The sequence below is a fragment of the Candidatus Pelagibacter sp. PS_28 genome, assembly GCF_059417885.1.
Window position 1 is genome coordinate 695618 of record NZ_CM182070.1, and the last position, 20957, is coordinate 716574.

General features: G+C 29.5%; 20 protein-coding genes and 2 tRNA genes. All 22 read right to left on the bottom strand.

Going from position 1 to position 20957, the window contains the following annotated elements; genetic code table 11:
- Position 1 precedes the first annotated feature (1 nt).
- The 22 genes from AC5SMR_RS03790 to AC5SMR_RS03895 all read right to left on the bottom strand — a co-directional run bounded on the left by AC5SMR_RS03790 (position 2) and on the right by AC5SMR_RS03895 (position 20942).
- Positions 2–247 (bottom strand): DUF1467 family protein, encoded by a 246-nt coding sequence (locus tag AC5SMR_RS03790; RefSeq protein WP_011282023.1) that lies wholly within the window; start codon positions 245–247, stop codon positions 2–4.
- Complete coding sequence (locus tag AC5SMR_RS03795; RefSeq protein WP_011282022.1) at positions 248–1903, bottom strand: ribonuclease J; 1656 nt, start codon at positions 1901–1903, stop codon at positions 248–250.
- A gap of 2 nt (positions 1904–1905) precedes the next feature.
- Positions 1906–2652 carry a type III pantothenate kinase gene (locus AC5SMR_RS03800; RefSeq protein ID WP_006997021.1) on the bottom strand — a complete coding sequence of 249 codons (747 nt, stop codon included), beginning with the start codon at positions 2650–2652 and terminating at the stop codon, positions 1906–1908.
- Positions 2649–3212 (bottom strand): biotin--[acetyl-CoA-carboxylase] ligase, encoded by a 564-nt coding sequence (locus AC5SMR_RS03805; RefSeq protein WP_011282021.1) that lies wholly within the window; start codon positions 3210–3212, stop codon positions 2649–2651. The genes AC5SMR_RS03800 and AC5SMR_RS03805 overlap by 4 nt, the downstream gene beginning before the upstream one ends.
- Positions 3212–4627 carry an NADH-quinone oxidoreductase subunit NuoN gene (gene nuoN / locus AC5SMR_RS03810; RefSeq protein WP_011282020.1) on the bottom strand — a complete coding sequence of 472 codons (1416 nt, stop codon included), beginning with the start codon at positions 4625–4627 and terminating at the stop codon, positions 3212–3214. The genes AC5SMR_RS03805 and nuoN overlap by 1 nt, the downstream gene beginning before the upstream one ends.
- Positions 4627–6120, bottom strand: coding sequence for an NADH-quinone oxidoreductase subunit M (locus AC5SMR_RS03815; protein WP_011282019.1), 1494 nt, complete (start codon positions 6118–6120; stop codon positions 4627–4629). The genes nuoN and AC5SMR_RS03815 overlap by 1 nt, the downstream gene beginning before the upstream one ends.
- Positions 6120–8033 carry an NADH-quinone oxidoreductase subunit L gene (nuoL, locus tag AC5SMR_RS03820; protein ID WP_271564293.1) on the bottom strand — a complete coding sequence of 638 codons (1914 nt, stop codon included), beginning with the start codon at positions 8031–8033 and terminating at the stop codon, positions 6120–6122. Before nuoL ends, AC5SMR_RS03815 begins: the two co-directional genes overlap by 1 nt.
- A gap of 1 nt (position 8034) precedes the next feature.
- Positions 8035–8343 (bottom strand): NADH-quinone oxidoreductase subunit NuoK, encoded by a 309-nt coding sequence (gene nuoK, locus AC5SMR_RS03825; RefSeq protein WP_026225064.1) that lies wholly within the window; start codon positions 8341–8343, stop codon positions 8035–8037.
- A complete protein-coding gene (locus AC5SMR_RS03830; protein ID WP_494576145.1) occupies positions 8339–8971 on the bottom strand; it encodes an NADH-quinone oxidoreductase subunit J in 633 nt (210 codons plus the stop codon). Before AC5SMR_RS03830 ends, nuoK begins: the two co-directional genes overlap by 5 nt.
- A gap of 2 nt (positions 8972–8973) precedes the next feature.
- Complete coding sequence (gene nuoI, locus AC5SMR_RS03835) at positions 8974–9459, bottom strand: NADH-quinone oxidoreductase subunit NuoI (RefSeq protein WP_006997028.1); 486 nt, start codon at positions 9457–9459, stop codon at positions 8974–8976.
- A 2-nt stretch (positions 9460–9461) separates the two neighbouring features.
- A complete protein-coding gene (nuoH, locus tag AC5SMR_RS03840) occupies positions 9462–10460 on the bottom strand; it encodes an NADH-quinone oxidoreductase subunit NuoH (RefSeq protein ID WP_027306579.1) in 999 nt (332 codons plus the stop codon).
- 3 nt (positions 10461–10463) lie between these two features.
- Positions 10464–12503 carry an NADH-quinone oxidoreductase subunit NuoG gene (nuoG, locus tag AC5SMR_RS03845; protein WP_494576147.1) on the bottom strand — a complete coding sequence of 680 codons (2040 nt, stop codon included), beginning with the start codon at positions 12501–12503 and terminating at the stop codon, positions 10464–10466.
- Positions 12496–13827: an NADH-quinone oxidoreductase subunit NuoF gene (nuoF, locus tag AC5SMR_RS03850; protein WP_494576149.1), complete on the bottom strand. Its 1332-nt coding sequence runs from the start codon at positions 13825–13827 to the stop codon at positions 12496–12498. Before nuoF ends, nuoG begins: the two co-directional genes overlap by 8 nt.
- Positions 13820–14428 (bottom strand): NADH-quinone oxidoreductase subunit NuoE, encoded by a 609-nt coding sequence (nuoE, locus tag AC5SMR_RS03855; protein ID WP_494576151.1) that lies wholly within the window; start codon positions 14426–14428, stop codon positions 13820–13822. Before nuoE ends, nuoF begins: the two co-directional genes overlap by 8 nt.
- A complete protein-coding gene (locus AC5SMR_RS03860; RefSeq protein ID WP_006997033.1) occupies positions 14428–15603 on the bottom strand; it encodes an NADH-quinone oxidoreductase subunit D in 1176 nt (391 codons plus the stop codon). The genes nuoE and AC5SMR_RS03860 overlap by 1 nt, the downstream gene beginning before the upstream one ends.
- Positions 15587–16195 carry an NADH-quinone oxidoreductase subunit C gene (locus AC5SMR_RS03865; protein WP_494576153.1) on the bottom strand — a complete coding sequence of 203 codons (609 nt, stop codon included), beginning with the start codon at positions 16193–16195 and terminating at the stop codon, positions 15587–15589. The genes AC5SMR_RS03860 and AC5SMR_RS03865 overlap by 17 nt, the downstream gene beginning before the upstream one ends.
- Positions 16196–16200: 5 nt before the next feature.
- Complete coding sequence (locus AC5SMR_RS03870) at positions 16201–16722, bottom strand: NuoB/complex I 20 kDa subunit family protein (RefSeq protein WP_006997035.1); 522 nt, start codon at positions 16720–16722, stop codon at positions 16201–16203.
- An 11-nt stretch (positions 16723–16733) separates the two neighbouring features.
- Positions 16734–17102 carry an NADH-quinone oxidoreductase subunit A gene (locus tag AC5SMR_RS03875; protein WP_006997036.1) on the bottom strand — a complete coding sequence of 123 codons (369 nt, stop codon included), beginning with the start codon at positions 17100–17102 and terminating at the stop codon, positions 16734–16736.
- Between the two features lie 88 nt (positions 17103–17190).
- Positions 17191–17267 (bottom strand) — tRNA-Asp (locus AC5SMR_RS03880).
- Positions 17268–17280: 13 nt separating this feature from the next.
- A tRNA-Val gene (locus AC5SMR_RS03885) sits at positions 17281–17356 on the bottom strand.
- Between the two features lie 248 nt (positions 17357–17604).
- The gene (locus AC5SMR_RS03890; RefSeq protein ID WP_494576155.1) at positions 17605–18258 is read right to left on the bottom strand and encodes a VTC domain-containing protein; all 654 of its coding nucleotides are present in this window, start codon (positions 18256–18258) and stop codon (positions 17605–17607) included.
- A gap of 2 nt (positions 18259–18260) precedes the next feature.
- Positions 18261–20942, bottom strand: a complete 2682-nt coding sequence (locus tag AC5SMR_RS03895) for a CotH kinase family protein (RefSeq protein WP_494576157.1) — start codon at positions 20940–20942, stop codon at positions 18261–18263.
- Between the last annotated feature and the right edge of the window lie 15 nt (positions 20943–20957).

Here is a 20957-nt window from a genome sequence, read left to right on the forward strand (position 1 = left end):
TTTAATTAATTATATATCTTAAATTTAAATATTCATATTTTATCAATAAATAAATTATCACGAAAATAACTGTTGTTATACCAGTACAATAAATGAATTTTTTTAGCATCTTAGGATTTTCAGGAGAACCTGCGTCTTCACCATCAATTTTGATAGATTTTTGTCTATTTACATCAATTGGAAGGATTGTAAAAAAAACTATCCACCAAATTATTATATAAATTATAGCAAGACCTGTTGCACTCATTTAAATTCTTACTAGGTTGATATTGATAAATGGTCTTTTACCAGTGAAATCTTTAGCACATTTTCTACATGTTATTTTTAAAGCATCAATTAAATTAAATTCTTGCTTTTTACTTTTTATAGAAAAAGTTCTAGTTGTTTTTTCGATTGCTTCTTCTAATTCGTATATAAACTCATCAACATCATAAACAGGCAGTCCTCTAAAAGTTAACACGGGTCTTTTGTGGATATTACCTTTTGCAGTAATTAAAATAGTAACCTCCATATATCCATTTGCACTAATGTTTTTTCTATCTTTAATTGATTGAGCATCTTCTTCTACACTCATATTACCATCCAAATAAAGTCTACCACTTGGTGCTTTATCAAAAACATGTGGTTTACCAGGTGCTAATTTTACAATATCTCCATTTTCAACTTGAACAGGATGTGGAACTTTCATTTCTTTAGCAAACTTCATATGTTCAATCATATGTCTGTGTTCACCATGAACAGGAACTGCACATTGAGGTTTTACCCAATCGTACATCTCTCTAAGATCATCTCTATTGGGGTGTCCAGAAACATGAACAAATTCGCTTTCTTCTGAAATAACTTCAACACCATCTTTAACTAGTTGATTTTGTAATTTATACAATTTTTTCTCATTACCTGGAATAATTTTTGAAGAAAAAATAACAGCATCATCTTTTTCAATGAATACATCCGGGTGAGTATTACTAGAAATTCTCATTAGTGCTGCCATAGGTTCCCCTTGGCTACCTGTACAAAGATAAACTATTTTTTCTCTAGCAATTTTTTTGGCATCACGCGCATCGATAGGTTCTATAACATTTTTTAAATAACCACATTGTCTTGCTGCTTTAAATATTCTATGCATGGACCTTCCTACTAAAGATATTTGTCTACCAGTTTTTTCTGCACAATAAAAAGCTGTTTCCATACGTGCAACATTTGAAGCAAAAGAAGCCATAACAATTCTCTTTTTAAGGCTACCCATGATATTTAATAAACTTTTTCTAACATCTAACTCTGAACCAGCTTTACCCATGCTAAATACATTTGTTGAATCACAAATCATAGCAAGCACGCCCTCATTACCAATTTCTTTAAGTCTATCTGAATTAATCTTTTCACCAATAAGTGGCTCAGGATCAATCTTCCAATCACCAGTATGCAATATTACACCTGCTGGAGTTTCAATTCTAAGACCATTGGGCTCAAGGATTGAGTGAGTTAGAGTTATATATTCTATTTTAAATGGATCTAAATTTACTGTTCCATTTAATTGAACTATTTTGAGAAACTTGGTTACATCTATATTTTTTTCTTTAAATTTTTCTTTTATTAAAACCGCTGTAAATGGAGTTGCAAAGATTTTACATTTAAGTTGAGGCCAAAGATGTGCGATCGCACCAATATGATCTTCATGTGCATGAGTTAAAATAATTCCTAAAAGGTCATCTTTTTTATCAACAATAAATCCAGGATCTGGGTAAATAAGATCAATACCTGGTAAAGTATCATCAGCAAATGTAACCCCAATATCAACCATGATCCATTTATGCTCACCAGGTTTACCGTAGGCAAATAGGTTCATATTCATACCAATTTCTCCGGACCCTCCTAGAGGGCAAAATAATAATTCATCTTTCATATTTATTTAATTAAAGTAGTGGCTCTGATTAGGCCTTTAATTGTTATGTCTTTATTTAATGTAACTTTCGTTTTTATTGAATTTTTGAATAAACCAGAAAATCCTCCAGTAATAATAATTTTAAAGGACATCTTAGTCTCTTTCTTAATTAAATTAACAATATTGTCAATTAAACCCTCATATCCCCAAAAAAAACCTGCTCTAACAGCACTAATAGTGTTTAAACCAATTACTCTATTTGTTTTTTTTAAATTGATCTTTGGAATTTGTGATGCTTTATCGGTTAATGTATCCAATGAGAGTTTAACACCAGGTGCTATAACGCCACCATGATAAGTATTTTTAATCAAAACATCAAATGTGGTTGCAGTTCCAAAGTCTAAAATTATAAAATTATCCTTATTATTAATGATGCTAATTGCATTTGCTAATCTATCTGAACCAATTTGTTTATAATTAACTTTAATCTTAATCAATTTATTTAAATTAAGTTTTTTTAGTTCGTGACACTTAATTTTATAAACTTTTTTAAAAAAGATTTTAACTGCATTAAATTTTTTTGGTACGACGCTGCAAAATAAACATTTATTAATTGATTTATTTTTTAAATTTAGGCCAAGTAAAGATTTATTAAGTGAGGAGTGATTTATTTTTTTTGTTAACAAAATAACACGTTTAATGATAATATTTTTAGAGTTTACTAAACAAATTTTAGTTTCAGTATTTCCTATATCGCCAACAATAATCATTTTAAATTTCTATCTAAGTTTTTTATATTAAATTTAGGAAACATTGGAATAAAAGTTTCATAAATTTTTTTTAACCTTAAAGCAGCATAATTAGGGGTAATTTTGGTACCAGTTAAGTCAAACAAATTTGTAGTTAAATAGTTTTTTATAATTGGACTCTTAGTCAAATTTACACCCACTCCAACAACAATAAATTTTTCACCAGATTTGGTTAATATTTCTTGTAAAATACCTGAAATTTTCATTCTATTAATTAATAAATCATTTGGTTTTTTAATTGTAATTTTACCATTATAAAATTTTGATAATAATTTTTTAACTAAAAGACAGTTAACTTTTGTTAAATCTTTCAATGATAATTGGACTTTGTTAATTTTAAAAAAAATACTAACAAATAAATTTCCTTTAAAAGAAGTCCATTTTTTTCCATATTGACCCCTTCCCTTTTTTTGTTTTTCAGCAATTATAATTCCAGATTTATTATTGGTTTTTTTAATTATTTGTATGGCTAGATCGTTAGTACTATTTACAGTTTTAAAATTAAACTTTTTTAATTTCATTAAATAATATTAATTCTAGATACAATTTCCAATAATTTGCTTGGAAAAATAAAATATAAGAGAATTAATAATGTTGAAAAAGTCAGGGATCCTTTTAGCCAAATATTATGATCTGTGTCATAACTTTCTTTTTCTTTATCAAAGTAAATAACCTTAATTATTTTGAGATAATAAAATGCAGCTATTACTGTTGATAAAAGACCCACAATAGCCAAGAAGTACATTGACTGCTCTATGACAGCTTTAAAAATATAAAATTTTGCAAAAAAACCAGCTAGTGGAGGAATCCCTGCTAATGAAAAAAGAATAGCTAGTAATGATAATGATAAAATTGGATGATTTTTTGATAGCCCTGATAAATCATCAATGGTTTCATAGTAAGCATCATTTCTCTTTAACATCAATAGGCAACTAAAAAAGGCAAGATTCATAACCAAGTATATCGACATATATACAATGGAGCTTTGAATGCCTTCGTTTGAACCTGTAGACAAACCAGCTAGAGCATAACCCATATGACCTATTGAACTATATGCAATCAACCTTTTAAGATTATTTTGACCAATTGCAGCAATAGCACCAAAGATCATAGAGGCGATTGATAAAAATATTAATATAGGTTGCCATTGATCGATCATATTAACAAAAGGTATATATAAAAATCTTATGAAAACCGTAAGAGCTGCAACTTTTGGTACAATTGCAAAGAATAATGTGACAGCAGTTGGAGAGCCTTCATACACATCTGGTGCCCACATATGGAATGGTACAGCTGATATCTTAAATGCCAAACCAACAAGTATAAAAACAATTCCAAATGTTAAACCATAATGAGATGAATTCATTAAATCACCAATAACATTAAAATTAGTTGATCCAGAAAACCCATAAACCAAAGAACATCCATACAACAATAATCCTGATGATAAAGCACTCAAAACAAAATATTTTAGTCCAGACTCTGAAGACTTTAATTGATCTCGATTAAATGATGCTAACACATATAAAGCTAAAGATTGCAACTCAAGACCTATATAAAAAACCATAAGATCATTTGAACTGATCATTACCATCATGCCTAAAATTGAAGAAAGAATTAAAACTGGATATTCTATTAAAAAAATCTTAAATATTTTGAGATATCTTGTTGAAATTGATAAAACAAATGCACCTCCTAAAATAGTGAGTATTTTCATAAATGATGAAAGATTATCCACAACGTAACCATCATTAAATAGTGAAATATTTTGATCTAACGGATTATTAAAAATTAAAATACCCGTAATAAGTAAAGATCCTACTGCAAGATTATGAACAATATTTGAGCTATTCTTTTTATAAACTCCAAGAAGCAATAAAAACATTATAGACAAAGAGATAAATATTTCAGGTAGTATAAAATTTAAATTATCCATTAATTTTGTATCTCTGTTATATTCATATTTAAGTTAAAATTGTACATCTCTATTAAATCTTTTACAGAAATTTCAATCGTGTTAATAAGAGGTTCTGGATAAAATCCAAAAAATAAAACTGGTATTGCTAAACACCACAAAATAAATTTTTCTGAATTATTAAGGTCAGGCATTTTTAAAAGTTCTTTATTTTTAATTTCTCCAAATACAACTCTTCTATATAGCCACAACATATATGCGGCGCCAAAAATAACACCTAAACTAGCTATAACTGCTACTAAGAAATTATCTTTAAATGCCCCCATCAGTATTAAAAATTCACCTATAAAACCACTAGTACCTGGTAAGCCTAATGCAGCTAAAGTGAAAAGCATAAATAATATAGAATATTTAGGCATAACCGAAACTAAGCCACCGTAAGTTGCTATTAACCTGGAATGCATACGATCATAAACAACTCCAACACATAAAAACAATGCTGCTGAAACCAAACCATGACTTATCATTTGAACTATACTTCCTTCAATACCTTGTTGGGTAATTGTAAAAATACCTAATGTAACAAATCCCATGTGTGCAACTGAAGAATACGCTATTAACTTTTTCATGTCTTCTTGCATCAGCGCAACAAGAGATGTGTATACAATAGCAATCAAACTCAAGGCATAAACAAGAGGCGTAAATAAATCAGAAGCTACTGGGAAAAGTCCTAAAGAAAACCTAATAAACCCATAACCAGCCATTTTAAGTAATATAGCTGCAAGCAAAACAGAGCCAGCAGTAGGCGCTTCAACGTGTGCATCTGGCAACCAAGTGTGTACAGGCCACATTGGAGTTTTGACAGCAAAAGAACTAAAGAAAGCTAACCATAATAAATTTTGATATTTGGTGTCTATACCAAGTTCATAAAGCTGAGTTATATCTGTGGTTCCTGATATCCAGTAGATCGAAATTATAGCAATTAGCATTAAAACAGAACCAAGTAATGTGTATAAGAAAAATTTAAATGCTGAATATACTCTTCTTGCTCCACCCCATATTCCAATTATTAAAAACATAGGTATTAATCCAGCTTCAAAAAATAAATAAAATATAACAAGATCAAGAGAGCAAAAAACACCAATCATTAAACTTTCCATTACTAAGATAGCAATCAGGAAATCTCTAAGTCTGTCTTTAACAGTATTGTTAACTGAGATTATACAAAGTGGTGTTATTAGCGCAGTTAAAACTATAAATAAGATTGATATTCCATCAATACCTATCTTATAATTAATAATTCCCTTTAACCATTCTCTATCTTCAACAAACTGAAAATCAGAAGTGGTTGGGTCAAACTGATACCAGAGGTATAAAGAAATCAAAAAGTTAACAAACGATGTAAATAAAGCAACATATTTACCTGTATTAGAATTCTTATCTTTGGAAAATAATAGAAACAAAGAGCCCACTACAGGTAGTAAAATTAAAGATGATAAAATTGGAAAATTCATTAATTCAAAATTAAAAATGTTAATAACGCAGAAAATCCTAATAATATCATAAATGCATATTGATAGATAAATCCACTTTGAAATTTACTTGCTTTTAAAGATAGCCTATTAATCAATGAAGAAACTCCATCTGGTCCAAATTTATCAATAATTTTAACATCAACCACCTTCCAAAAAAATATTCCTAATTTTTTTGAAAATTTAATGAACAAAACATCATAAAGTTCATCGAAATACCATTTGTTTATTAAAAAATTATGTAATGGTTTATTGGATTGAGCAATTCGATTTGGAATATCTTTATCTTTAACAAATAAATAATAAGCAATTGGAATGGAGGTTAATACAAGTGCTGGTGTAGTTAAAAGAAACCATAAAGGAGGATGTTCTGTACTTAATGGATTTAAAAATTTAATTGAATCTCCCCAAAAACTATTTCCACTACTATTACCAATGAACAAATCCTTAAATAAAAAACCAGCAAAAATAGCTCCAATAGCAAGTATAAATAAAGGTAAAAGCATTACTAATGGGGATTCGTGCATTTCGTTAATATTAATTTTTTTATTATTATAATCTCCATGAAACGTTTTAAAAATTAATCTCCAAGAATAAATTGATGTTAAAACAGCAGTCAAAATTCCTACACCTGCCGCATAATATCCTGTTGTATTTCCTTTAAGATACGCAAATTCTATAATTGCATCTTTTGAATAAAAACCAGATAAGAATGGAAAACCAGTAAGAGCTAATGTTCCAATAATCATAAATATATAGGTATATGGAAGTTTTTTATAAACACCTCCCATCTGATTAATATCTTGCTCATCTTTAAATGAGTGAATTACAGATCCAGAACCTAAAAAAAGTAAAGCTTTGAAAAAGGCATGAGTAAATAAGTGAAACATAGCAACATTATAAGCACCTACTCCTGCCGCAAAAAACATATAACCAAGCTGACTACAAGTTGAGTATGCAATTATTTTTTTTATATCAGTTTGCACTAAAGCTACAGTTGCAGCAAAAAAAGCTGTAGTCATTCCAACAACAGTAATTATATTTAGTGTAAGAGGTGAGTATTCAAAAATTGGAGAACATCTTACAACTAAAAAAACACCAGCTGTAACCATGGTAGCCGCATGAATTAAAGCTGAAACTGGTGTGGGGCCTTCCATGGCATCTGGCAACCAAGTGTGTAAGAAAATTTGTGCTGATTTACCCATTGCACCTATGAATAAAAGAATACAAATTAAATCAATTGCTCCAACATTCATTCCTAAAAATAAAAGTTTTTTTTCAACAATTTGTGGAATTTGATTAAAAACTTCTACATAGTTTACAGTACCAAATAAATAAAAGATTAAAAAAATTCCTAAAGCAAAGCCAAAATCACCTACTCTATTTACCACAAAGGCTTTTATTGCAGCTGCATTTGCTGTTTCTTTTTTAAACCAAAAACCAATCAAGAAATATGAACAAAGCCCTACACCCTCCCATCCAAAAAATAGCTGAAGAAAATTATCAGAGGTAACCAATGTTAGCATTGAAAAAGTGAAAAGTGACAAATAAGCCATGAATCTTGGCTTATGCGGATCATGAGACATATAACCAATTGAGTAAATATGCACTAAAGCTGAAACTAAAGTTACAACAACAAGCATTACAGATGATAAAGCATCAACTTTAATAGACCAATTAACATCTAAAGTTCCAGAGTTAATCCAAGTTGCTACAACTACATTACTTTCATATCCGTTAACAATTACTTGATAGAATAATATAATTGAAAGTAACGCTGAAATTGACACAAAAAGACTAGTTATAATTTCTGAATTCCTATCACCTAAATATTTACCAAAAAAACCTGAAGTTATTGAGGCTAATAATGGAAGAAATATTAAAGCTAATTCCATATTATCCTTTTAAACTGTCAATTTTCTCAACATCAATTGTTGATGAGTTTCTATAATAGACAACAATAATTGCTAAACCTATTGCCGCCTCTGCCGCTGCAACAGTTAATATAAAAAGAGTGAATATTTGACCAGAAATATCGTTTAAAAATATTGAAAATGAAACTAAATTAATATTTACAGCTAATAAAATAAGCTCAATACTCATTAAAATTACTATAATATTTTTTCTATTTAAAAATAATCCGACTATGCCGATAGTAAAAATTATTGCAGCCAATGTAAGATAGTGACCTAAACCTATACTAATCATCAGATTTAACTCCTTTATTGTTCTCAACATCAATTAATTCAACACCATCTGATCTTTCACGAGATATTTGACTAAAATAACTTTGTCTTTTAACTCCAGATCTTTGTCTAAATGTAAGAACAATAGCACCTATCATTGCAACTAATAAAATCATTCCACTTAACTGAAAAACATGAATGTAATCTGTATACAGAACGTAACCAATTGAATGAGTATTGGTTATATCTTTATCTATTGTTAAAGACATTGCCGAGACAAGATCAGGTTTATATTTCCATCCACCAATTACGATTATTAATTCGAAAAATATTATAACACTCACTATTAGTCCAATAGGTATATGTTTTGAACTTTCCTGTGCACTAAACCACTGATTTTTTTGTTGAGCTACATTTAACATCATAACTACAAATAAAAATAAAACAGCAACCGCGCCTACATAAACAATCAACATGATCATTCCTAAAAATTCAGCACCAATCATTATAAATAGGCATGAAATGCTTATGAAATCTAAAATTAAAAAGAAAACAGAATGAACGGTGTTTTTAGATACTGTTACCATTATAGCGGAAATAATTGCTATAAAAGAAAACGTATAAAAAAATATTGCGTGCGCTAACATAATTATCTGTGAGAGTTATCAGCTTTAATATTGGCTGCTAAAACATTTTCCCATCTATCTCCATTATCGAGTAATTTTTCTTTATTATAATAAAGCTCTTCTCTTGTTTCAGTTGAAAATTCAAAATTAGGCCCCTGTACAATCGCATCAACTGGACAAGACTCTTCACAAAGACCACAATAAATACATTTCATCATGTCAATATCATATCTAGTAGTTTTTCTACTACCATCAGCTCTTTCAGAGGATTCAATTGTGATTGCTTGAGCTGGACACACAGCTTCACATAACTTACATGCAATACATCTTTCTTCACCATTAGGATATCTTCTTAAAGCATGTTCACCTCTAAATCTTGGGCTTATTTTTCCTTTTTCAAAAGGGTAATTTATTGTTTTTTTAGATTTAAATATTTCTTTGATAGCAATATTTAAGCCACCTAAAAAATCTAATAAAAAAATTGTTTTAAATATTCTTGAAATTTTCATAATTAATTAATCGGTAATAAGTTGAAGTAAAACAAATAGCTAGCTGTTAGAACTACCCATGTTAATGATAATGGTAAAAATATCTTCCATCCTAGTCTCATTAATTGATCGTATCTATATCTTGGAACAATAGCTTTAACCAAGGCAAACAAAACAAATAAGAATAATATTTTGAAAATCATCCAAATTGCGCCTGGAATTAAGTTAAATGGATAAAGATCAATAGGCGATAGCCATCCACCTAAAAAAAGTATTGACCCCATAGCGCACATCAAAAGAATATTTGCATATTCTCCAAGCCAAAACATTGCATACATCATGCCTGAATATTCAGTTTGATAACCCGCAACAAGTTCTGCTTCTGCTTCAGGCAAATCAAATGGTGGTCTGTTTGTCTCCGCTAATGCAGAAATAAAGAAAATCACAAACATTGGAAATAATGGAATTATAAACCATAAATTTTCCTGAGCCATAATTATGTCGTTCAAATTTAGTGAACCAACACAAAGCAAAACGTTTATAATAATAACTCCAATTGATACTTCGTAAGAAACCATTTGTGCGGCAGATCTAATAGCGCCTAAAAAAGGATATTTTGAATTTGAAGCCCAACCACCCATAATAATTCCATAAACACCTAAAGAAGAAACAGCGAATAAATAAAGGACACCTACATTAATATCTGCCAATACTTGAGTTGCGCTGAATGGAATAACAGCCCACGAAACTAAGGCCAAAGTCATAGTTACAATTGGTGCTAGTATAAAGATTACTTTATTTGAACTTGAAGGAATTATAACTTCTTTAAAAATATATTTTAATGCATCAGCTAATGATTGAAGCAAACCAAAAGGTCCAACAACATTAGGTCCTTGTCTTTTTTGTACAAAAGCCCAAATACGTCGGTCAAGCCACACAATCATAGCCACAGAAACTAAAACAGGAACTAATAAAAATAATATTTTGTAAGTTTGTAAAAAAATAATATTAAGATATTCCATAAATTAACCTTCTGTTCCTGTAGACTTTAAATCTGCTTTTAAATGTCTACACTCAGACATAGTTTTTGAAGCTCTAGCAATTACATTTGAATAATAATAATCATTATCTATTTTAATCAATTCATTTTCAAAAATTAATTCCTTAACTTTTGATGAAGTTAAAGAGTTATTTTTTTCAATATGTAGATTTATTTGATTAATTAAACTGCTATCCAGCTCATCTTTATCATTAAATAATTTTCTATGATTCATGGACTCTGCAAGCTCATTAATTATTACCCAATCCTCTTTTGCAAGTTCTGGTGGATAAGATGCTTTGTAGGCTTTTTGTAATTTACCTTCTAAATTTGTAAAATAACCATTTTGTTCTGTATAAGCAGCTCCTGGCAAAATAATGTCTGCTATTTCCGCTCCTTTATCTCCATGAGAGCCTTGATAAATAATAAACTCATTTTTTTTTTCAAAATTAATAGTATCTAGACCTAGAAGATAAACAATTTCAAACTTGTGATTTTCCAAGTCTTTCAAAACTTCATTGTCACCATCAGTTGTTTTATATACCCCAAGATCAAACGCACCTACTGTGGATGCATTATCAGAAATTATATTTAAAGCATTCCAATCAGTGGAAAGTTTATTATTTTCATCTAAAAATTGCTTGATTGATTCAAAAATATATTTAGATGATTTACTTTTTAGTGCAGATTGACCCATTATAATCATAGGTTTCTTAGCTTGTTTAATTAAATCAGATACCTCATGCTTACCTTCGATAATTTTTTTAACAGTTTCAGTGTTTCCATCTAAAGACTGGTAAGGGTATGTAAGGTCACCTACTTCATTTAGCGAAATAATTTTAGTTTTATTTTGAAGATAGGATTTTCTAATTCGGGCATTTAAAATTGTTGCTTCAAATCGAGGGTTTGTCCCTAAAAGGAAAATAAAATCAGCTTCTTCAATTCCATTAATTGATGAGTTGAATAAATAATTTTCTCGCTTTTCTGGATTTAAATAACTGTAATCATCTCTAGATTCTATATTTTGAGAACTTAATGTTTTATTAAAAAATTCTTTAAATATATAAAGTGTTTCCATATTGACTAAATCACCAGTTAACCCGCAGATTTTTTCTTTATCAGTGTTTTTAAATTTAGATTTAATTATATTAAAAACTTCAGACCATGACGCTTTTTCAAATTTTCCATTATACTTAATATAAGGTGTATCTAGTCTTTGATTTGATAAACCATCGCAAGCATGTCTTGTTTTATCAGAAATCCATTCCTCGTTAATATCTTCGTTTATTCTTGGTAAAATTCTCTTTACTTCCCATCCATAGGTATCAACTCTTATATTAGAGCCAATAGCATCCATAACATCAACAGATTCAGTTTTTTTTAATTCCCAAGGTCTTGCTTCAAAAACATATGGTTTAGATGTTAAGGCTCCAACAGGACACAAATCAACAACATTAGCAGATAATTCTGATTGCATTGATTGCTCAAGGTAAGTAGTTATTTGCATATCTTCACCACGTCCTATTGCTCCTATTTCTGGTACACCAGCAATTTCTGTTGCAAACCTAACACATCTAGTACAATGGATGCACCTAGTCATTTGAGTTTTAATTAAAGGACCCATATTTTTTTCAGGAACTTGTCTTTTATTTTCTTTAAATCTAGATTTATCTACCCCATAAAACATTGATTGATCTTGAAGGTCGCATTCGCCACCTTGATCACATACAGGACAATCTAATGGGTGATTTGCAAGCAAAAATTCCATCACACCTTTTCTTGCTTTTTCAACAAATTCAGTATTCGTTTTAATATTCATACCTTCAGCAGCAGGCATTGCGCATGAAGCTACTGGTTTTGGAGATTTTTCCATTTCAACCAGGCACATTCTACAATTTCCAGCAATTGAAAGTTTTTCATGATAACAAAATCTTGGAATTTCAACTCCAGCTTTTTCACAAGCTTGTAAGACTGTTAAGCCATCTTCAACTTCGACTTCAATATTGTTAACTTTTAATTTAGGCATTTTTTTTATCCAATAAATGTTGATCAACTAAATAAGGAACTTCATTAAGTTTTTTTATTGTTGGTTCAAAATTATTTCTTTCCTCAATTTCTTTTCTAAAATGTCTTAACAAACCCTGAACAGGCCATGAAGATCCTTCACCAAAGGCACAAATAGTATGACCAGCAATTTGATTTGTAACATCACCAAGCATTTCTACTTCATCTTTTGACGCCTCTCCTTTAGCCATTCTTTCTAGCATTCTCCACATCCATCCAGAGCCTTCCCTACATGGTGTGCACTGTCCACAACTTTCATGTTTATAAAATCTAGCAATTCTTGCCATACATTTAATAATATCTTGATCATTATTTATAACGACAATACCTGCGGTTCCTAAACCACTTTTCTCAGCAACAAGTGAGTCAAAATCCATTGTTAGAGTTTCACATGTTTTTTTTGGTATAATAGGCATAGAAGATCCACCTGGTATTACTGCTTGTAGATTATCCCATCCACCAATTACTCCGCCAGCATGTACTTCAATTAACTCTTTAAGAGATATACTCATTTCCTCTTCAACATTACATGGCTTATTAACATTTCCAGATATACAAAATATTTTAGTTCCTGTATTTTTCGCTTTTCCTAATGACGCAAACCATTTACCACCTTTTCTTAAAATCGTCGGAACAACAGCTATAGTTTCCACGTTATTAATTATTGTTGGACATCCATATAGTCCTATTAAAGCTGGAAAAGGAGGTTTCAATCTTGGCTGACCTTTTTTACCTTCAATGCTTTCTAGAAGTGCTGTTTCTTCACCGCATATATAAGCACCTGCTCCATAATGAATATAAATATCTAAGTCCCAACCAGTACCAGAAGCATTTTTTCCTATAAGTTTTTTTTCATAAGCTTCATCGATTGCTTTTTGAAGTTTTTGTCCATCAATAAAATATTCTCCACGTATATAAATATAGCAAACATGGGCCTGAACTGCGTAAGCAGCAATCAAACATCCTTCTATTAATTTGTGAGGTTCAAACCTTAAAATATCACGATCCTTACATGTGCCGGGTTCAGATTCATCACCATTTATAACTAGATAGTGAGGTCTAGAACCAAGTTCTTTTGGGGCAAAAGACCATTTAAGACCCGTAGGAAATCCGGCACCACCTCTTCCTCTTAATTCCGATGATTTAACTTCTTCTATAATCCATTCTCTACCTTTTTTAATTATTTCAGCAGTATCTATCCAGTCGCCTCTATTTTTTGAAGACTCAACATCTGAACCTTTATCATTATATAGGTTTTGAAATATTCTATCTTTATCTTTAAGCATTTTTTAAATCCAAAAGTGTTTTTCTGTTATTTTCAGGTTCATTATTAACTCTTCCTCTATATGATCCTGGCTTTGGCGTCTTACCATCAAGTATCTCATCTAAAATTTTTAAAGTTTTTTCTTTATCGAGGTCTTCATAATAGTCATCATTAATTTGCATCATTGGGGCATTAACACATGCACCCAAACATTCAACTTCCATCCATGAGCATGATTTATCAGTAGATAATTGATTTTCATTTTCTGAAATTTTTTCTTTGCATGCTTCAACAAGTTTATAAGCTCCTCTGATCATGCATGGTGTAGTTGTACAAACTTGAATAAAGTGTTTCCCAACTGGTGATAGGTTGTACATTGTATAAAAAGTGGCCACCTCATAAACTTTTATATAAGGCATATCTAAAAACTTTCCGATATATTTCATTGCTGCAAGTGGTATCCAGTTATCATTTTGTTTTTGAGCGATATATAGTAATGCCATTACAGCACTTTGTTGTTTTCCTTCTGGATATTTGGAAATCATTTCTTTTGCTGCAGCTAGACTATCTGCTGTGAATTCAAATTTTTCTGGTTGTTCTTTTGCAGGTTTTCTTAAACTCATTATCTATCAACCTCTCCAAAAACAATATCTAACGAACCTAAAACAGCCGGTACATCAGCAAGCATATGTCCTTTAATCAAATAATCCATTGCTTGTAGGTGAGAAAAGCCTGGAGCTCTAATTTTACATTTGTAAGGTTTGCTGGTTCCATCAGAGATTAAATAAACACCAAATTCACCTTTTGGTGCTTCAACAGCTGTATAAATTTCATCTTTGTCAACACGATAACCTTCAGTGAATAATTTAAAGTGATGAATTAAAGCTTCCATTGATTGTTTAATATCTTTTTTGGGTGGAGGACTAATTTTTCCATCTAATGATTTAATTGGTCCTTTTTCCATTTTACTTAAACATTGTTTGATTATTGAAACACTTTCTCTCATTTCTTCAATTCTACATAAATATCTATCAAAACAGTCTCCATTTTTTCCTACTGGAATTTTAAATTCTAGTTGTTCATAACAGTCATAAGGTTGAGATTTTCTTAGATCCCAAGGAACTCCAGAGCCTCTAATCATAACACCACTAAAAGAATAATCTAACGCATCTTCCTTGGTTACAATTCCTATATCAACATTTCGTTGTTTAAATATTCTGTTGTCAGTCAATAATGTTTCAAGATCGTCTATTATCTTCGGAAACGATTCACAAAAATTACCTATATCTTCTTCAAGACCCATCGGTAAATCTTGATGAACACCACCGGCCCTAAAGTAATTGGCATGTAGTCTTGAACCAGATGCTCTTTCATAGAATGTCATTAATGTTTCACGTTCTTCAAAACCCCATAGTGATGGAGTTAAAGCACCAACATCAAGAGCTTGAGTTGTAACATTTAATATATGACTCAATATTCTTCCAATTTCACAAAACATTACTCTGATTAATTGGGCTCTAATTGGAACATTTATCTTTAAAATTTTTTCTATAGCTAAAGCAAAAGCATGTTCTTGATTCATTGGTGCAACATAATCAAGTCTGTCAAAATAAGGGACTGCTTGCATATACGTTTTATTTTCTATTAGCTTTTCTGTTCCCCGGTGTAGAAGGCCAATATGTGGATCAGCTTTTTCAACAACCTCTCCATCTAATTCTAAAATTAATCTTAAAACACCATGCGCTGCAGGGTGCTGTGGTCCAAAATTTAGATTTAATGTTTTAATTTTTTTTGTCATTTTCAAGGTCAGTTTGATCTTTAATATATTTTGTTCCTTCCCAAGGGCTTTCGTAATCAAAATTTCTATAATTTTGCTCTAACTTAACTGGTTCACTAATGACTTTCTTTTGATCTTCGCTATATCTAACTTCAGTATGACCAGTTAAAGGGAAATCTTTTCTTAAGGGGTGTCCTTCAAAGCCATAATCAGTAAGTATTCTTCTCATATCTGGATGGTCTTTAAACTTAACTCCATACATATCAAAAACTTCTCTCTCCATCCAATTTGCTGCAGGATAAATGGGTGTTAGTGATGGAATAACTTCATTTTCACTTATTAGGTAACTTAATATAATTCTTTGATTAAATTCATGACTTAAAAACAAATATACAACTTTAAAACGTTGAGCATTTTCAGGGTAATCAACAACTGTAATATCAATTAACTGTCTAAATTTTGTATTCTCGTTACTTTTAATAAATAACGTTACATCTATCAAATCTTCAGTATTAATATTAACATATAACTGTTCATGTCTAATCTCAGTTTTTTTAATTTTAGTTGTAAGTTCCGAGTTAATTTTTTTTTCAAGATCTATTAAATTTTGCATATAAATTACCTTTCAAAAGATCCTTTGTTTCTAATTTTTTTTTGTAATTGCAAGATTCCATAAAGTAATGCTTCAGCTGATGGAGGACATCCTGGCACATAAATATCCACAGGTACTATCTTATCACAACCACGGACTACAGAATAAGAGTAGTGATAATAACCACCACCATTTGCACAACTACCCATCGAAATAACATATCTCGGTTCAGGCATTTGATCATAAACTTTTCTTAATGCCGGTGCCATTTTATTAGTTAAAGTTCCAGCTACAATCATAACATCAGATTGTCTTGGTGACCCTCTTGGTGCAGCACCAAATCTTTCTAAATCATATCTTGGCATTGCTGTTTGCATCATCTCAACAGCACAGCAAGCTAAACCAAAAGTCATCCAGTGTAATGAACCAGCTCTTGACCAGTTTATTAAATTATCAAGTGAAGTTGTGATAAAACCATTTTTACTAAAGTCTTCAGCAAGTTTTTTAAATTCTTCAGGAATTTCTTTATTTTTATTTTCTAAGTTCATAATCTAAAATTTTATTCCCAGTCTAGTGCACCTTTTTTCCATTCATAAATAAATCCAACCGTAAGAATGAATAAAAATATCATCATTGAAGTAAAGCCAAGACCTCCAATATTGCCCAATGATATTGCCCAAGGAAAAAGGAAAGCTATCTCTAAATCAAAGATTATAAATAGAATTGCCACTAAATAAAACCTTACATCAAATTCCATTCTTGAATCTTCAAAGGGTTCAAAACCACATTCATACGCAGATAATTTTTCTGGATCTGGATGTTTTGGTGATAATATTAAGTTTACAACAACAAAAGCACAACTCAGACCAAGTGCAATAATCAAAAATATAATAATTGGTAAGTAATCTTTTAAAAATTCTGAAAGCATTTGAGTCTATATAGCAGTTTTTACCTCTTGTTGAAGGGTACTTACGTCACATTTTTAATAATATAAATGTTAATTAATAGGGAAAAAGTGGCGGGAGTGAAGGGACTCGAACCCTCGACCTATCGCGTGACAGGCGATCGCTCTAACCAACTGAGCTACACCCCCACTTTAGTTGTTTTGGTGGGCAGTAAAGGACTCGAACCTTTGACCCCCTCGGTGTAAACGAGATGCTCTACCAACTGAGCTAACCGCCCAAAACCAAATTACGCACCTTTTATAACAACTTATTTGAGAAAGCAAACACTTAAGAAAGGAATAAAAAGTACATTTGTGAACAAACTCCATACCTATTGCATACCTGGCTTTTATACAGCTGGATTTTATTCTCCATACCTGGTGCATAAATGGCTGCTTTTTTATTACCTCACTTGAATGAGGGTAATGACAAATAAAACGAACAACATAAATAACAATAAAGAAATTTAGTTGGTGTTTTTAAAACTTAATAAAAATTACTAGTAAGTAGTGAGTTAATATACTTAGAATTTTTTGAAAGTCTTGTGATACCAGGTATAAGATTCCTTAGATAGCTATCTAAATTAGATGAATATTTAAATTCAAGTATAAGATTATTGGTATTAATGAAAAATTTCTCTACATAATTAATCATTTTTTTATATTTTAAGTCAAAATCAAGTGTTGCCCTAATTTTCTTATCAGCAGAAATTAAATAAACCCTCCTATAACTTGTCATTGATACAGGTTCTAAGTTTTTTAGAGGCAGTAATTTATTTATATCTTCGGTTAAACTAGATAAAGTATTATTACTTAATTTTTTTTTGTTAAATTTGTCAAGTTTATATAAAATTTTATAACCCTGAAAATTTTTTTTAATTTTTTTTTCTAATATTGGAGAAATTAATTTACCTGTATCTTCTCCATACCATCTTACTCTGTGCTTCTCTCTATCGTTTATACCATTAAGATTATCCACGGCAGATTTTAAGCTTAGCGTGTCAAAATAAATACTATTAACAACTCTTTCATTAAATTGTTCTATAAAAAATAATTTACTATTTAGCAAACTTAATAATAAAGTTTCTTTATCTATATTCTTAAATACCCATTTTCTTTCAAATCTAAAATTATTTTTCATTATTAAATTTTATCTTCAGGATTGTAAATTTTACCTATGATATTATTAGTTATCTTATTTTTAATAATGTTATTAATGGTAAGTTTGGATGGTTCATCTTTGGCATATAATGTGATGTAATCTTGATAGACAATATCATTAATATTTAATTCAGGTTCATTGTATTCATTCTTTTTAATATATGTAGCCAAAGGTATTCTTACATTAGATGTATTTATATTTTTTGCAGTTACAGTTGATCCATCCTTGCTAACTATACCTAAATATGATTTTGTAATATGAACAGCATTAATTTTTAAGTTTGAATTTTCTCCAGCGCTAACGGCCTTATCACCAATATTATCAAAATATATGTCGGATATAACAGCATTAGTTTCTGAGACATCTATTGCGTCATTTTTAATATTTGTTATTTCTAAACCACTTATAACTCCTTCTCCATTATCAACATCAATTGCGTCTGACGATATATTTTTAATAACTCCATTTTCAATCAAAAAATCAGAATTTACTATGTTGATCGCATCCTCAGAAAAAACTTCATTTATTTCAAAATTTTGCATTCGTATTTTGGAATTATAAATATTTATTGCTCCATATAAAATATATTTATCAAATAAAAAATTATTAGAGTTTCCTTTCAAATTTTCAAAAACTACATTATGAAAATAATTTTCATTAATGGTATTTCTTATAAAAATACCACCACCTTTATTATCTTTTCTTCCTATAATTTTTATAGGTGTATTCACTTTTGGATCTCCGCCATCTATATAAAATGATGATTCGGATATGATAAATGATTCATTTAATAGTATCACTTCTTCATTTTGGATAATTTTTACAACATAATTTTTAGGTATAGTTATAGTTTTATCAATAGTAGTAATTTTTTTTTTTAGCCTTAATGTTTTGCCCTCAGCATAGAAATATTCTAAATAAGTATTTTTTGGTATACTTGTGTGACTTGTGTATTTAGAATTTAATGGATCAATTATTTTAAAGAATTTATTTTTGTATATCTTGTCTGCGAACAAGATCTTATTACAGTAAATTTCATTATTTACCTTATTGTCTAAAATAATAAATTGATTTTTTTGATCAATAGATTGATTAATTTCATAAATTATTTCTTTATCCAATAAGTTGTCTTGGCAATAGATTTTTTCTACAACCAAGCTCTTATCTGGAAGTTGATTAAATTCAAATAAATTCCAATTTTTAATATCTATACGGTTGCCCGATTGGGTAATTAAAAAATTAGATGTTTCGGATGAAAATTTCGATCTCAGTCTATTTCCTCTTTCGTAAATTTCATTTTTATTAAAGTAATATAACCCAGGACCAAAATAGTATGTATTATCTGCATAGAAATAATCACCATAAATTTTAGCATTAATTTTTAAAATCTCATTCTTTCTTTGCTTAAAGAATTTATCTAAAAATTCTTTAGAAGTTATTTTATGAATATTTTTTTTATATAGGTAAAAAAATTTTTTATTTGGAGTGTCAATTTTTCTAAAAAAAAATTTATGCGCAAAAGGATTTGGGCAATCTTCAATGTCTTTGTTACATAAAATTGCTCTTTCAAATGACGCTCTACTGTTCCTGTAGTATCCTTTTTGCCAATCAAATATATTCTTATTGTAATCTACAACTTGTCTATGACCATCAAAGGGTATTGGTTCAAATTTTGCGCTTAATGGATTATAATAAAACTTGACACTTTTTAATAATGTACCATGGTCATAATAATTAATATCTGATGCAGCAAAGTACCATGCCCATTTTTCAACATCAAATAGATCTTCTATTTGCAGATTGCCATTAAGAAAATCTTTAAGTAAATTATTGGCGAAAAGTGTTAATTGAATATTTTCTTTTGATAGCCAATTTTTTTTATTATAAATTTCAAAAACTACTTCTTTACCGTTTTTATTATTTTGCTCAGAATTCCACTCTTCATTTAAAGAAAATATTGGTCCATTTCTTTTTTTGTTTCTCTCTAAAAGAACCTTATCAAAGCCTTCCTCTAAAACATAGAGACCATTACTGTCACCATTAATCTTTAAATTAATAAATTTATATTTAAGTGCAATTAAATCACCTACTTGCATTAATTCATGAAAAAGCCACTCATGTATATAATTTCGAGCTCTAGGTTTCATTAATGAAAACTTATTTAATCCTAAAATTTTTTTATTATTATCTAACTCAATTTTATAAGAAGCTTTGTTTTTTTCATTAAAATGAATGTTTCTGTCACCTTTTAAACGTAAATCTACTTTATGAATTTGTTTATTAAATTGTATTGAGGCTGGGACTTCAATAAAATTATAGCTCATGCCACTAGTATCACCACCAATTCTTAAGACACTTTTTCTGTCCTCTTCTAAGATTAAACGATTTTTAAAATTTATATTAATATTGATTTCTGGAATTTTTATAAAATAACCATAAATAATCTGAGGTATTATTTGAGGAATTTTTAAATAATTATTATAGGATGACTTATAAAGTCTATCAAAAAATATTTTTTTATAATTACCCCAATAACCTGTTTGCAAAACTAAAAATATAAATATTAAAAATAAGCTTACACTTAAAAAAAAATAATATTTTAGAAATCTATAAGTTGAATTTATTCCAGTTTTTGGTTTCTTTATTTTACTTCTAATAATCATTTTTGTAAAATATGA